Consider the following 13,398-nt stretch of genomic DNA (forward strand, 5'->3'; position numbering starts at 1 on the left):
CGGAATTCAGGAGGTAACCATGGACACTGCCGTCATCGTGGCAGGCGCGGGACCGACCGGGCTGACACTGGCCGGGGAACTGCGGCTGGCGGGCGTCGACGTGATCGTCGTCGACCGGCTGCCCGCCCGCACCGGGGAATCGCGCGGTATCGGGTTGACCGTGCGCACCACCGAAGTGCTCGACCAGCGCGGACTGCTCGGCCGCTTCGGCGCGCTCGAGACCGGCTCGGCGGGCCACTTCGGTGGGATCCCGCTCGACCTCACCGTTCTCGGCGCACCACTGGAAGCGCCGCGCACCGTGCCGCAGTCGACGACGGAAGCGGTGCTGGAGGGCTGGGCGCGGGAACTGGGCGCCGACATCCGGCGCGGACACGAGGTCGTCGGGCTCGACAGCGACGACGACGGCGTCACCGTGCACTTCGCCGAGCACGCGCCGTTGCGCGCCGGCTACCTCGTCGGCGCCGACGGCGGCCGCAGTGTGGTGCGCAAGGCCGCCGGGTTCGACTTTCCCGGAACGCCGGCTACCACCGAGCTGCTGCTCGCCGATGTGCGCGGGGTGGAGATCGCCCCGCGCATGATCGGGCAGCAGGTGCCCGGCGGCATGGTGATGAGTGCCCGGCTGCCCGACGGCGCCTACCGGATCATCGTCGGCGAACGTGGCGCCGCGCCCCGGCGGCGCAGTGGCCCACCGGAATTCGCGGAGATCGCCGATGTCTGGAAGCGGCTGACCGATGTCGACATCTCGCACGCGGAACCGGTCTGGGTGAGCGCCTTCGGTGACGCCGCGCGCCTGGTCACCGAGTATCGGCGGGGACGGGTGTTGCTCGCGGGCGACGCGGCCCACGTCCATCTGCCCGCGGGTGGGCAGGGCATGAACACCGGCATCCAGGACGCGGTGAACCTCGGCTGGAAGCTCGCCGCGGTGGTCCGCGGCACAGCACCGACCACTCTGCTCGACACCTACCACGGGGAACGGCACGCGGTCGGGCAGCGGCTGCTCGCCAACACCAAGGCCCAGAGCCTGTTCATCCTCGGCGGCGAGGAGGTCGGGCCACTGCGTGAGGTGCTGCGCGAACTCGTCGCCTATCCGGAGGTGGAACGCCACCTCGCCGCCCGGGTGACCGGCCTCGACATCCGCTACGACGTGGGCGGCGGGTCCCATCCGCTGCGGGGTGCGCGGCTGCCGCGCCGCACGCTCGCGCGCGGCGCGCACACCACCGACACCGCAGCACTGCTGCGGCCCGGCCGGGGTGTGCTGCTCGACCTCACCGACAATCCGGCGCTGCGCCGCCGAGCCGAGCCGTGGACCGACCGCATCGACGTGGTCACCGCGACCCCCACCGAACCCATCCACGCCGGCACGCGCACCACCGCGCTGCTGGTACGCCCCGACGGTCATGTGGCCTGGGTCGCCCCGGGTACCCACAACGACCTGCCGACCGCCCTGGACCGCTGGTTCGGGCCTGCCCGATGAACATCCGAGAGAAGGGGAAGTCAATGTTCAGCACACTGATCGTGGCCCGCATGGACCTCGCGTCCGCGGGCGATGTCGCCGGACTGTTCCGGGAATTCGACACCACCGAGCTGCCGCATCGGATGGGCACGCGCCGCCGCCAGCTCTTCCACTACCGCGGCCTGTACTTCCACCTGCAGGACTTCGACGCCGACAACGGCGGCGAACGGATCGAGGACGCCAAGACCGACGACCGCTTCGTGCGGATCAGCCAGGACCTGAAGCCGTTCATCGAGGCGTACGACCCGAAGACCTGGCGCTCACCGGCGGACGCGATGGCGCACCGCTTCTACGACTGGAACGCGCGATGAGCGCGCCGGAACGCCGCGTGGTGATCACCGGTGTCGGCGTCTGCGCCCCCGGCGGGGTGGGTACCAAGAGCTTCTGGGACCTGATCTCCAACGGCCGCACCGCGACCGGACGGATCACGCTGTTCGATCCGGCGCCGTTCCGGTCGCAGGTGGCCGCCGAGATCGACTTCGACCCCGAATTGCACGGACTGACCCCGCAGGAGATCCGGCGGATGGACCGGGCGGCGCAGCTGGCGGTGGTCAGTGCCCGGGAGGCGGTTGCCGACAGCGGGCTCGAGTTCGACGACATCGATCCGTTCCGGACCGGTGTCACCATCGGCAGCGCGGTCGGCGCCACGATGGGCCTCGACGAGGAATACCGCACCGTCAGTGACGGCGGGCGGCTGGAACTGGTCGATCACACCTACGCGGTGCCGCACCTCTACAACTACTTCGTCCCGAGTTCGTTCGCGACCGAAGTTGCCTGGGCCGTCGGCGCGCAGGGACCGTCGACCGTTGTCTCCACCGGGTGCACTTCCGGGCTGGACGCGGTCGGCTATGCCGCGGAGGTGCTGCGCGAAGGCGGCGCGGACGTGATGATCGCGGGTGCCACGGACGCGCCGATCAGCCCGATCACCGTGGCCTGCTTCGACGCGATCAAGGCGACGACCCCGCGCAACGACGACCCCGAACACGCCTCGCGCCCGTTCGACGCCAGCCGTAACGGGTTCGTCCTCGGCGAGGGGGCGGCGGTGTTCGTGCTCGAGGAACTGGAGAGCGCGCGCAAGCGTGGTGCGAAGATCTACGCCGAACTGGCCGGACACGCCACCCGGTCCAATGCCTTCCATATGACGGGTCTGCGCCCGGACGGCAAGGAGATGGCCGAGGCGATCCGCACCGCCCTCGGTCAGGCCCGGATCGACGGCACCGAGATCGACTACATCAACGCGCACGGCTCCGGCACCAAGCAGAACGACCGGCACGAAACCGCCGCGGTCAAGCGCAGTCTCGGCGAGCACGCCTATCGCACGCCGATGAGCTCGATCAAGTCGATGGTGGGGCACTCGCTCGGCGCGATCGGGTCGATCGAGATCGCCGCCTCGGTGCTGGCATTGGTGAACGACGTGGTGCCGCCGACGGCGAACCTGCACAATCCCGATCCCGAATGCGATCTGGACTATGTGCCGCTGACCGCGCGCGATCACAAGGTCGACGTGGTGCTGTCGGTGGGCAGCGGGTTCGGCGGGTTCCAGAGCGCGGTCGTGCTCGCCGATCCGTTCCGGAGCCGACGATGACCGCCGCGGTGGTGACCGGGCTCGGCGTCGCCTCGCCGACCGGTCTGGGGTTGGAAGAGTATTGGCGCACCACGCTGGCCGGGCGCACCGGGATCCGCCGGGTCACCCGGTTCGACCCCGAGTCCTATCCCGCGCAATTGGCCGGGGAGATCACCGGATTCGAGGCCGAGGAGCACCTGCCGGGCAGGCTGCTGCCGCAGACCGACCGGATGACGCGACTGGCCCTGGTGAGCGCGGACTGGGCCTTCGCCGACGCCGGTGTGCGACCCGGCGAACTGCCCGACTACGCCGCGGGCGTGATCACCGCCAGCAGTTCGGGCGGCTTCGAGTTCGGGCAGAACGAACTGCGCGCACTGTGGAGCAAGGGCGGCGAGTACGTGAGCGCCTACCAGTCCTTCGCCTGGTTCTACGCGGTCAACAGCGGACAGATCTCCATCCGCAACGGACTGCGCGGGCCGAGCAGCGTGGTGGTCAGCGACCAGGCCGGTGGGCTGGACGCGGTTGCCCAGGCGCGCAGGCAGATCCGGCGCGGTACCGCACTGGTGGTGACCGGCGCGGTCGACGCGTCGATCTGCCCGTGGGGCTGGGTGGCACAGCTGGCCGGCGGTGGGCTGAGCACCGTCACCGATCCGGACCGGGCCTACCTGCCGTTCGACGCGCAGGCGAGTGGCTACGTGCCCGGCGAGGGTGGCGCGCTGCTGGTACTCGAGGACGCCGAGCATGCCAGGCGACGCGATGCGCCCCAGATCTACGGTGAGATCGCCGGACACGCGGCGACCGTCGACCCGCGTCCCGACGGTCCGGGCGAGCCCGGACTGCGCAGGGCGATCGAACTCGCCCTGGTCGACGCGGGGGTCACACCCGCCGAGATCGACGTCGTCTTCGCCGATGCCGCGGGCATCGCCGAACTCGACCGGATCGAGGCCGATGCCCTCGTCGCGGTGTTCGGTGCGCGTGGCGTACCGGTGACGGCACCGAAAACCATGACGGGACGGCTCTATTCGGGCGCGGCGCCGCTCGACCTGGCTGCCGCCTTCCTGTCCTTCCGCGACGGCGTGATCCCGCCGACCATCGGCACCGATCTCGCCGCCGGGTACCAGCTCGACCTGGTCACCGAGGCCAGGCCCGCGCCCGTGCGGACCGCGCTCGTGCTCGCCCGCGGTGCGGGCGGGTTCAACTCCGCCATGGTCGTGCGCGGCCCCGAACATCTTCGCCCCTGAGGAAAGGAAAGCCCGTGTCGACACCGTTCACTCTCGACGATCTGCGCCGCATCCTGCGAGAAGGCAGCGGCGACAGCCCCGGCCTCGACGGCGAATTCGCCGACATCGAGTTCGAAGACCTCGGCTACGAGTCGCTGGCGTTGCTCGAGACCACCGGCCGGATCAAGCGCGAATTCGGCGTGACCCTCGACGACGACGCCGTTGTCGCCGTGACCACGCCACGCGCCCTGGTCGACCTGGTCAACGAGCAACTGCTCGAAGCGCCACAGCCCAGCTGAGCGCGAAACCGATTGCCCGACAGGAGTACAGACATGACCAACGACGACAAGGTGGCTCTGGTCACCGGCGCCACCAGCGGCATCGGCCTGGCCTCGGCCCGTCAGCTGGCCGGGCAAGGACACCGGGTGTTCCTGTGCGCACGGAACAAGGAAGCCGTCGCCGACACCGTCGCGCAATTGCGCGGCGAGGGCTTCGATGTGGACGGAACCACCGCCGATGTCCGTGCGGCCGAAGATATCTCGGCTTTCGTGCGAGCCGCGGTCGACCGGTACGGCCCGGTGGACGTGCTGGTCAACAATGCCGGGCGCTCCGGGGGCGGCGTCACCGCCGACCTCACCGAGGAACTGTGGTCCGACGTGATCGCGACCAACCTCAACAGCGTGTTCCTGGCGAGCCGCGAGGTGCTCACCACCGGCGGCATGCGAGAAAAGCAGCGCGGCCGCATCATCAACATCGCCTCGACGGCGGGCAAGCAGGGCGTGGTGCTCGGGGCACCGTACTCGGCGTCCAAGCACGGCGTCGTCGGGTTCACCAAGGCCCTCGGCAACGAACTGGCCCCGACCGGCATCACCGTCAATGCGGTGTGCCCGGGCTACGTGGAAACCCCGATGGCGCAACGGGTTCGGTCCGGCTACGCCGCGGCCTACGACACCACCGAGGACGCCATCCTCACCAAGTTCCAGGCCAAGATCCCGCTCGGCCGCTACTCCACCCCCGAAGAGGTGGCCGGCCTGGTCGGCTACCTGGCGTCCGATCTGGCCGCCTCCATCACCGCGCAGGCGCTCAACGTCTGCGGCGGACTCGGCAACTTCTGATCCGGCCGACGAGCACCAGGAGACTTCCATGACGACGCAGACCACCCGTGAGGTCGAACACACGATCACCGTGGCGGCCCCGCCGACCGAGGTGTACCGCCTTTTGGCCGAGGTGGAGAACTGGCCCCGACTGTTCCCGCCCTCGGTGTATGTGACCCGGCTCGAACACGAGGGCAACGAGGAACGCATCCAGATCTGGGCCACCGCCAACGGCGAACCCAAGACCTGGATCTCGCGCCGCGTGCTCGATCCCGAGCACCTGCGGATCACCTTCTGGCAGGAGGTGTCCGCGCCCCCGGTGGCGCAGATGAGCGGCACCTGGATCATCGAGCCGCGCGACGAGGGGACCGAGCTGCGGCTGCTGCACTCCTACCGGGCCATCGACGACGATCCCGACGGGCTGGCGTGGATCGAGAAGGCGGTCGACGACAACAGCCGCGCCGAACTGCCCGGTCTCAAGGCCGCGGTGGAATCGGCGGTGCGCACCGCCGACCTGACCCTGTCGTTCGTCGACTCGGTCGAGATCGCCGGTGCGGCAACCGATGTCTACGACTTCGTCTATGAGGCGAACCTGTGGACCGAGCGTCTGCCACACGTGGCCTCGGTGCAGCTCACCGAGAACACCCCCGGTGTGCAGGTGCTGCGGATGGACACCCTGACCAAGGACGGATCCAGCCACACCACCGAATCGGTCCGGGTCTGCTTCCCGCAGCACCGGATCGCCTACAAGCAGACCACCCTGCCCGCCCTGATGGCCCTGCACACCGGCTACTGGGAGTTCCGGACCAACGCCGACGGCACGACCACCGCGTCCTCGCAGCACACGGTGATCATCGAGGCTGCCCGGATCACCGAGATCCTCGGACCCGGCGCCGGAGTACCCGAGGCGCGGACCTTCCTGCGCGAGGCGCTCGGGGGCAACAGCCGGGCCACGCTGAACCACGCCAAGAACTATGCCGAAGCCCGTCGATGACACCGACGTCCTGATCGTCGGCGCGGGGCCGGTCGGGTTGCTGCTCGCGGGCGACCTGGCCGGCGCGGGCGTCCGCGTGACGGTGGTGGAACAGCGGCGCACCCCCACCACCGAATCGCGGGCCTCCACCCTGCACGCCCGCACCATGGACGTGCTCGTCGAGCGGGGCGTACTGGACCGGCTCGGTCCGCTGCCCGACGGCGGACCGGGACACTTCGGCGGGCTGCGCCTGGATCTGACCGAAGCCGATCCGGCCCACCGGTTCTCGGGCCAGTGGAAGTGCCCGCAGGTCAGGCTGGAAGCGGTGCTGCAGGATCGGGCGCGCGAGGCGGGCGCGGTGCTGCGGCGTGGGCATCGGGTCACCGCCCTGACCGCCCGGGTGGGCGAGGTGCTGATCGAGACCGTCACCCCCGACGGCGAACGACACTCGCACCAGGGCGCCTACCTGGTCGGGTGCGACGGGGAACGCAGCACCGTGCGTGAACTGGCCGGGTTCGAGCTGGCGGGCGCCGGTGCCACGCGGGAGATGTTGCGAGCCGACGTGGCCGGGATCGATATCCCGGCCCGCCGTTTCGAACGACACCCGCACGGGCTGGCGGTGTCCTCGCGCTGGCCCGACGGCAGTACCAGGGTGATGGTGCACGTCTACGGCGCCGCACCCCGTGCCGCGGGTGGGGAACCGGAGTTCGCCGAGATCGCCGACGCCTGGGAACAGGTGACCGGCGAGTCGATCGAACACGGAACACCGCTGTGGCGCAATGCGTTCGACGACACCAGCAGGCAGGTCACCCGGTACCGGCGCGGTCGGGTCCTGCTCGCTGGTGACGCGGCCCATCGGCAGATGCCGGTGGGTGGCCAAGCCCTCAACCTCGGCTTGCAGGACGCCGCCGATCTGTCCGGCCGGTTGATCGCAGGGATTGCCGGTGGCGAGGCCGCACTGGACGGCTACCACCGTGCCCGGCACGCCGTCGGTGCCCGCACCCTGACCAACATCCGCGCCCAAACCCTCCTGCTGCTCGGCGGACCGGAGGTCGAACCCGCCCGGCAGCTGTTCGCCGAACTCCTGCACCTCGGCGACGTCCGATCCCATCTCGCCCGCATGATCAGCGGCCTGCCCGGTCCCGGCGACCCGGCGCCCGCACCACCCGATTCGAAGGAGACACCGATGAGCCTGACGAACAAGACCGCCCTGGTCACCGGATCCAGCCGCGGCATCGGCCGTGCGACCGCCCGGCAGCTCGCTGCCAAGGGCGCGCTCGTGGCCGTGCACTACGCGGACAACGAGGCCGCCGCCCGCGAGACCGTCGAGGTCATCGAGAACGACGGCGGCCGTGCGTTTCCCGTCCGTGCCGAGCTCGGCGCGACAGGCGGCGTGCACGAATTGTTCCTCGGTCTCGAACAGGGGCTCAAGGAACGGACGGGGGAGACCACGCTCGACATCCTGGTCAACAACGCCGGTGTCACCACACCGGCCGGCGTGGCCCCCGAGGACGTGACACCCGAGGATTTCGACCGCCTCTTCGCGGTCAATGTCCGGGCGCCGTTCTTCATCGTGCAGCGCGCGCTCGGCCTGCTGCCAGAGGGCGGGCGCATCGTCAACATCTCCTCCGGGCTCACCCGATTCGCCAGCCCCGACCAGGTGGCGTACTCGATGACCAAGGGTGCGGTGGAACAGATCACGCTGCATTTCGCCCGGCACCTGGCACCGCGCGGAATCACGGTCAACAGCGTCGCACCCGGCATCACCAACAACGGCAGCGCCGTGTTCGACATCCCGGAGGCGGTCGAGCAGATGGCGCAGTTCTCGGCTTTCAAACGCGTCGGCGAGGCGGTCGACGTCGCCGATGTCGTCACCTTCCTCGCCACGGACGAAGCCCGCTGGATCACCGGCGCGTTCATCGACGCCACCGGCGGGACGCTACTCGGCTGACAGCACGGCCGCGGCCGACGACACCAGGAGATCCGATGACGACAGTGCATGAACCCACCGGGTACACCGAACGGCTCGACGAACTCGACGCGCTCAAACGCGCCGCACGCCTCGGCCCCGACCCGGCGGCCACCGAACGCCAGCACGCCAAGGGCAAACTCACCGCCCGCGAACGCATCGACCTGCTCCTCGACCCCGGTTCGTTCGTCGAGGTGGAGCCGCTGCGCAGACACCGGGCCACCGGCTTCGGGCTGGAAGCGCGCAGACCCCACACCGACGGCGTGATCACCGGGTGGGGGACCGTCGACGCGCGCACGGTCTTCGTCTACGCCAGCGACTTCCGCATCTTCGGCGGTGCTCTCGGCGAGGCGCACGCCCAGAAGATCCACAAGGTCATGGACATGGCCGTCACCGCGGGTGCGCCGCTGGTCTCGCTCAACGACGGTGCGGGCGCCCGCATCCAGGAGGGGGTGACGGCACTGGCGGGCTACGGCGGGATCTTCCGCCGCAACACCAGGGCCTCGGGGGTCATCCCGCAGATCAGCGTCATGCTCGGACCCTGCGCGGGCGGCGCGGCGTACTCGCCGGCGCTCACCGACTTCGTCTTCGTGGTGCGCGATATCGCGCAGATGTTCATCACCGGTCCCGATGTGGTGCGCACCGTGACCGGCGAGCAGGTGACCCACGACGAACTCGGTGGCGCCGACATCCACGCCTCGGTCTCGGGGGTGGCGCATTTCGTCTACGACGACGAGCAGTCCTGCCTGTCCGATGTCCGCGCGCTGCTGTCGATGCTGCCCGCCAACAACCGGGAGCTGCCGCCGGTGGCCTTCACCGCCGACCCCGCCGATCGGCAGACCACGGCGCTGACCGACCTGGTCCCGCTGGACGGCAACCGCCCCTATGACATTCGCGAGGTACTGGCCGAAATCGTCGACGACGGCGACTATTTCGAAGTGCAGGCCACCTGGGCGACGAACCTGGTGTGCGCGCTGGCCCGGCTCGACGGCCACGTGGTCGGGGTGGCGGCCAGCCAGCCGATGAGCCTGGCCGGGGTACTCGACATCGACGCCAGCGAGAAGGGTGCGCGGTTCGTCCAGTTCTGCGACGCCTTCAACATTCCGCTGCTGACCCTGGTGGACGTGCCGGGATTCCTGCCCGGCGTCGGCCAGGAGCACGCGGGCATCATCCGCCGCGGCGCGAAACTGCTCTACGCCTACTGCAATGCGACGGTGCCGCGAATCTCGTTGGTACTGCGCAAGTCCTACGGCGGCGCCTACATCGTGATGGACTCGCTGTCGATCGGCACCGACCTCGCGCTGGCCTGGCCGACCAACGAGATCGCCGTCATGGGCGCGGAAGCCGCCGCCGACGTGGTGTTCCGGCGCGAGATCGCGGCATCCGAGGATCCCGTGGCCACCAGGGACCGCAAGATCGCCGAGTACCGCGACGAACTCGTCCATCCCTACTACGCGGCCGAGCGCGGACTGATCGACGACGTGATCGACCCGCGCGACACCCGTGGCGTGCTGATCCGCGCCTTCGCCATGCTGGCGGGCAAGGACACCGATCTGCCCCGCCGCAAGCACGGGAACCCGCCGCAATGAGCGCCGCGGACCCGGCGCCCTTCCTGCGCGTCGAGAAGGGCAGCGCCGACCCGGATGAGCTCGGCGCGCTGCTCCTGCTGCTGCTCGCCCGGCGCCGGGCAGGCGCCGCGCCGCCGACCCGGATCAGGCCCGTCGCTCGCTGGCGGCGTCTGGAACGCCGACCTGCCTTCACCGACCCCCGCGCGTGGACCGGATCCACCCGCTGACGAACGGAGCCACCATGGACGTCGGACTGCTCTTCGACCTGCGCAACCCCGCACAGTGGCAGCGCCCGTGGGCCGACCATTACGCCCGCACTCTCGAGTTCTGTGAGGAGGCCGACCGGCGCGGCGCCGGTGGGGTCTGGTTCACCGAACACCACCTGTTCGAGGACGGCTACCTGCCGCAGCCGCTCACCTTCGCCGCCGCGGCGGCGGCCAGGACCAAGCGGGTACGCATCGGCACCGCCGTAGTGCTGCCCGCCCTGCGCAAGCCGGCTCAGCTCGCCGAAGAGGCCGCACTGGTCGATCTGATCAGCGGCGGCCGTCTCGAACTCGGTCTCGGCGCCGGCTACCGCCTGCCCGAATACCAGCTCTTCGACACCGATTTCGGCCGCCGGTTCGCCCGCACCGGCGACAATATCGCCGAGATCCAGCGGCTGTGGGCCACCGGCGGGATCACGCCAGGGCCGATCCAGGACCCCGTGCCGCTGTGGGGCGGGTTCTACGGTCCGCGCGGCGCCCGCCTCGCCGGGCGCCTCGGCATCGGATTCCTGCACATCTCGCACCAGCTGTTCCCGCTGTACCGCGAGGGGCTCATCGAGGGCGGACACGATCCCGAGTCCGCGCGGGTCTCCGATCTGCTGCCCATCCTGCTGGCCGACGATCCCGAGGCCGCGTGGGAGCGAGTGGCCCCGCATCTCGCCCACCAGATGAACTCCTACCGGCAACTGTCGGTGGAGGGCACCGACGCGCCGGTACCGCCCGCCCTCGAACTCGATCAACTGCGGCACCGACCCGAGGACGGATCCTTCGGGCTGCTCGAGATCCTCACGCCCGAACAGGCCGCCGCGCGAATCCACGAACGGGTGGCCGGGCTGCCGGTACAGCACCTGATCTTCTGGGCCAGCATCGCCGGCATGCCCGACGACCTGGTCACCCGCCATATCGAGCTGGTGAGCGAACAGCTGCCGCCGTTGCTGGACAAGCAGTTCCAGCTGGCCGGCGGGGCGACCACCGGCGGCCCGATTTCGGCGCGCAACGGCCATGGCTGACACCCGACCAGCGGCGCCGACCTGGGATCGGCGCCGCTGGGTGCTGCTGCTGGTGCTGTCGGGCAACATGATCCTCGACGCCATCGAGGGTTCGATCCTGGTGCCCGCGCTGGGTGTGCTCACCACCGAACTGAACCGGTCGATAGCGGAAACCCAGTGGCTGCTCAGTGGTTTCGCGGCGGGGTTCGCCGCGCTGCTCCTCGCCGGGCCCGCGCTGGCCGCCCGGTTCGGGCGCAGGCGTGTCTATCTCGTCGCCATGGCCCTGTTCGCTGTTGCCTCAGTTATCGGGGGGCTCACCGACGACCTGGCCCTCCTCGTCGCGACCCGCGTGGTGAAGGGCGCAGCCGCCGCGCTGACCGCACCCGCCGGGCTGGCGGTGATCGCCGCGCAGTTCCCGGCCGGTGCCCAGCAGCGCCGCGCGATCTCGGTGTACGCGGTCTTCGGCGCGGCCGGATTCACAACCGGGCTACTACTGTCGGGTTGGCTCACCGCGCTGAACTGGCACCTGCTGTTCGTGTTCCCCGCACCGATCGCGCTCGGCCTGCTCGTCGCCGCATGGCGGGTGATCCCCGACCCGCCGGTATCCACACCACCGCGGCTGTCGAAACCGTTGTTGCGCAATGGTTCCCTGGTGCGGTCCGCGCTCGGGGCAGGGGCGCTCAACGGCGGCTACCTCGCGCTGCTGGTGGTGATCGCGGTGCAACTGCACCAGGCGCTCGGTTGGGCGCCGTGGCAGATCGCCGTCGGTCTGCTGCCCGCGAGTCTGCCGCTGGCACTGTCGGTTCCGCTCGCGGGACGGTTCGTGGAGCGGTACGGCACCGCGCGGCTGATCCTCGCCGGTGCGGTGGCGACATCGACCGGGCATCTGCTGATGTTCGCCCGACCCGAGATTCGCGACTACGGGACCGACGTGCTGCCGGTGCTGCTCCTGATCGAAGCCGGGTTCGTCCTGTCGTTCGCAGCGCTGAACATGCAGTCGACCGCCACCGTGCCCGCCGAACTCCGCCCGATCGCGCTGCCGCTGTATCAAACCGGCGTCCAGTTCGGTGCGGCATTCGTGCTACCGATCACCGTCGGGGCGGCGGTCGCGTTCGATGCCTACCGTCCCGCGGCGGCGGTGATCGCGGTCGCTGGTCTGCTCGCGGTGCTCGCGGCGAGCAGCGAACTCCGCGCCACCCGCCGTTCCACCGCAAACCACAGCGAAAGCCGTTCCCTGACAACCACAGTCGAACCCGATAGGTCCCCGTCATGACCGCAGACGTTTTCCTCCGAGCACAACCCGACGAACTGATCACGCGTAAGCGGACCCTGGCGCTGTTCCCCGGCCAGGGCTCCCAGCGGCCCGGCATGGCCGCCTGGATCACCGAATACCCGGCCGCCGCGAAGGTTTTCCGTCGCGCCGACGACATCCTCGGCATCCCGCTGACCCAGCTGTGCATCGACGGCACCGCCGACCAGTTGCGGGCCACCGATGTCGCCCAGCCCGCGATCGTCGCCACCAGCCTCGCCCTCAGCGCGGTCCGCGCACAGCAGGGTTTGCCGCCCGCGGCGGTCGCCGGCCACAGCCTCGGCGAATTCACCGCCCTTGCCGTCGCCGGGGTCCTCGACGAGGACACGGTCCTGCGTCTGGTGCGCCGCCGCGGCGAACTCATGGCCGAGGTCTCGCGCCGCTACGACGGCGCGATGAGCGCCGTCATCGGCCTGCCCGCCGAGCAGGTCGACGAACTGTGCGCCCGCGTCACCTCGGGCGTCGTCGGCGTGGCCAACTACAACCAGCCGACCCAGACCGTGGTCTCCGGCGCCGCCACCGCCGTAGCCGACCTCGAGGACCTCGCCCGGTCCGCCGGCGCGGCAAAGGTGGTGCGTCTCAAAGTCGCCGGAGCCTTCCATTCACCTCTGATGGCCGACATCGCCGCCGAATTCGGCGCCGAACTCGACTTCTACCCCCTCCACCCACCCCACACCCCGGTCCTGAGCGCCGTCACCGCCGACTACGTCACCGAACCCACCGAAATCCGCGCCCTCCTGCGCGACCAACTCCTGGCCCCGGTCCGCTGGGTCGAGACCGTCCAGCGCGCCGCCGCGGACGGCTACGACGAACTGGTCGAACTGGGACCGGGCCAGGTACTGACCGGATTCTCCCGCCGCATCGCCCCCGACCTCAGCTCGACGGCGATATCAAAACCCGAACACCACGGCTAGGGGAGACTGCCGGGCCCATGGC

The 13,398-nt window shown here is 70.2% G+C and carries 13 protein-coding genes; all 13 read left to right on the forward strand.

Annotated features, from left to right (window positions below):
- The first annotated feature begins 19 nt into the window (after positions 1 to 19).
- The 13 genes from ACFWPX_RS26970 to fabD are packed head-to-tail and all read left to right on the forward strand — an operon-like array spanning position 20 to position 13,376.
- Complete coding sequence (locus tag ACFWPX_RS26970) at positions 20 to 1,474, forward strand: FAD-dependent monooxygenase (protein WP_378930125.1); 1,455 nt, start codon at positions 20 to 22, stop codon at positions 1,472 to 1,474.
- Positions 1,475 to 1,497: 23 nt separating this feature from the next.
- Positions 1,498 to 1,824 carry a TcmI family type II polyketide cyclase gene (locus ACFWPX_RS26975; protein WP_378930127.1) on the forward strand — a complete coding sequence of 109 codons (327 nt, stop codon included), beginning with the start codon at positions 1,498 to 1,500 and terminating at the stop codon, positions 1,822 to 1,824.
- Positions 1,821 to 3,098 carry a beta-ketoacyl-[acyl-carrier-protein] synthase family protein gene (locus tag ACFWPX_RS26980; protein WP_378930129.1) on the forward strand — a complete coding sequence of 426 codons (1,278 nt, stop codon included), beginning with the start codon at positions 1,821 to 1,823 and terminating at the stop codon, positions 3,096 to 3,098. Before ACFWPX_RS26975 ends, ACFWPX_RS26980 begins: the two co-directional genes overlap by 4 nt.
- Positions 3,095 to 4,318, forward strand: a complete 1,224-nt coding sequence (locus ACFWPX_RS26985; protein ID WP_378930131.1) for a ketosynthase chain-length factor — start codon at positions 3,095 to 3,097, stop codon at positions 4,316 to 4,318. Before ACFWPX_RS26980 ends, ACFWPX_RS26985 begins: the two co-directional genes overlap by 4 nt.
- A 14-nt stretch (positions 4,319 to 4,332) precedes the next feature.
- Positions 4,333 to 4,596: an acyl carrier protein gene (locus ACFWPX_RS26990; protein WP_101469008.1), complete on the forward strand. Its 264-nt coding sequence runs from the start codon at positions 4,333 to 4,335 to the stop codon at positions 4,594 to 4,596.
- A gap of 33 nt (positions 4,597 to 4,629) precedes the next feature.
- A complete protein-coding gene (gene fabG / locus ACFWPX_RS26995) occupies positions 4,630 to 5,412 on the forward strand; it encodes a 3-oxoacyl-ACP reductase FabG (RefSeq protein WP_378930133.1) in 783 nt (260 codons plus the stop codon).
- 28 nt (positions 5,413 to 5,440) lie between these two features.
- Positions 5,441 to 6,385 carry an aromatase/cyclase gene (locus ACFWPX_RS27000; RefSeq protein WP_378930135.1) on the forward strand — a complete coding sequence of 315 codons (945 nt, stop codon included), beginning with the start codon at positions 5,441 to 5,443 and terminating at the stop codon, positions 6,383 to 6,385.
- Positions 6,366 to 8,315, forward strand: a complete 1,950-nt coding sequence (locus ACFWPX_RS27005; protein ID WP_378930137.1) for an SDR family oxidoreductase — start codon at positions 6,366 to 6,368, stop codon at positions 8,313 to 8,315. The genes ACFWPX_RS27000 and ACFWPX_RS27005 overlap by 20 nt, the downstream gene beginning before the upstream one ends.
- Positions 8,316 to 8,350: 35 nt before the next feature.
- Positions 8,351 to 9,922: an acyl-CoA carboxylase subunit beta gene (locus ACFWPX_RS27010; RefSeq protein WP_378930139.1), complete on the forward strand. Its 1,572-nt coding sequence runs from the start codon at positions 8,351 to 8,353 to the stop codon at positions 9,920 to 9,922.
- Positions 9,919 to 10,128 (forward strand): acyl-CoA carboxylase epsilon subunit, encoded by a 210-nt coding sequence (locus ACFWPX_RS27015; protein WP_378930141.1) that lies wholly within the window; start codon positions 9,919 to 9,921, stop codon positions 10,126 to 10,128. Before ACFWPX_RS27010 ends, ACFWPX_RS27015 begins: the two co-directional genes overlap by 4 nt.
- Before the next feature lie 14 nt (positions 10,129 to 10,142).
- The gene (locus tag ACFWPX_RS27020; protein WP_378930143.1) at positions 10,143 to 11,174 is read left to right on the forward strand and encodes an LLM class flavin-dependent oxidoreductase; all 1,032 of its coding nucleotides are present in this window, start codon (positions 10,143 to 10,145) and stop codon (positions 11,172 to 11,174) included.
- Positions 11,167 to 12,426, forward strand: a complete 1,260-nt coding sequence (locus ACFWPX_RS27025; RefSeq protein WP_378930145.1) for an MFS transporter — start codon at positions 11,167 to 11,169, stop codon at positions 12,424 to 12,426. Before ACFWPX_RS27020 ends, ACFWPX_RS27025 begins: the two co-directional genes overlap by 8 nt.
- Positions 12,423 to 13,376, forward strand: a complete 954-nt coding sequence (gene fabD / locus ACFWPX_RS27030; RefSeq protein ID WP_378930147.1) for an ACP S-malonyltransferase — start codon at positions 12,423 to 12,425, stop codon at positions 13,374 to 13,376. The genes ACFWPX_RS27025 and fabD overlap by 4 nt, the downstream gene beginning before the upstream one ends.
- The last annotated feature ends 22 nt before the right edge of the window (positions 13,377 to 13,398 follow it).

Source organism: Nocardia sp. NPDC058518 (genome assembly GCF_042719655.1).
GTDB lineage: Bacteria > Actinomycetota > Actinomycetes > Mycobacteriales > Mycobacteriaceae > Nocardia.

What these genes read in the sequence shown, in the direction of transcription:
- ACFWPX_RS27015 (WP_378930141.1), top strand. Translation starts at nt 9,919, where the DNA reads ATGAGCGCCGCGGACCCGGCGCCCTTCCTGCGCGTCGAGAAGGGCAGC.
- ACFWPX_RS27000 (WP_378930135.1), top strand. Translation starts at nt 5,441, where the DNA reads ATGACGACGCAGACCACCCGTGAGGTCGAACACACGATCACCGTGGCG.
- ACFWPX_RS26975 (WP_378930127.1), top strand. Translation starts at nt 1,498, where the DNA reads ATGTTCAGCACACTGATCGTGGCCCGCATGGACCTCGCGTCCGCGGGC.
- fabG (WP_378930133.1), top strand. Translation starts at nt 4,630, where the DNA reads ATGACCAACGACGACAAGGTGGCTCTGGTCACCGGCGCCACCAGCGGC.
- ACFWPX_RS26970 (WP_378930125.1), top strand. Translation starts at nt 20, where the DNA reads ATGGACACTGCCGTCATCGTGGCAGGCGCGGGACCGACCGGGCTGACA.
- fabD (WP_378930147.1), top strand. Translation starts at nt 12,423, where the DNA reads ATGACCGCAGACGTTTTCCTCCGAGCACAACCCGACGAACTGATCACG.
- ACFWPX_RS27010 (WP_378930139.1), top strand. Translation starts at nt 8,351, where the DNA reads ATGACGACAGTGCATGAACCCACCGGGTACACCGAACGGCTCGACGAA.
- ACFWPX_RS27025 (WP_378930145.1), top strand. Translation starts at nt 11,167, where the DNA reads ATGGCTGACACCCGACCAGCGGCGCCGACCTGGGATCGGCGCCGCTGG.
- ACFWPX_RS27020 (WP_378930143.1), top strand. Translation starts at nt 10,143, where the DNA reads ATGGACGTCGGACTGCTCTTCGACCTGCGCAACCCCGCACAGTGGCAG.
- ACFWPX_RS27005 (WP_378930137.1), top strand. Translation starts at nt 6,366, where the DNA reads ATGCCGAAGCCCGTCGATGACACCGACGTCCTGATCGTCGGCGCGGGG.
- ACFWPX_RS26985 (WP_378930131.1), top strand. Translation starts at nt 3,095, where the DNA reads ATGACCGCCGCGGTGGTGACCGGGCTCGGCGTCGCCTCGCCGACCGGT.
- ACFWPX_RS26980 (WP_378930129.1), top strand. Translation starts at nt 1,821, where the DNA reads ATGAGCGCGCCGGAACGCCGCGTGGTGATCACCGGTGTCGGCGTCTGC.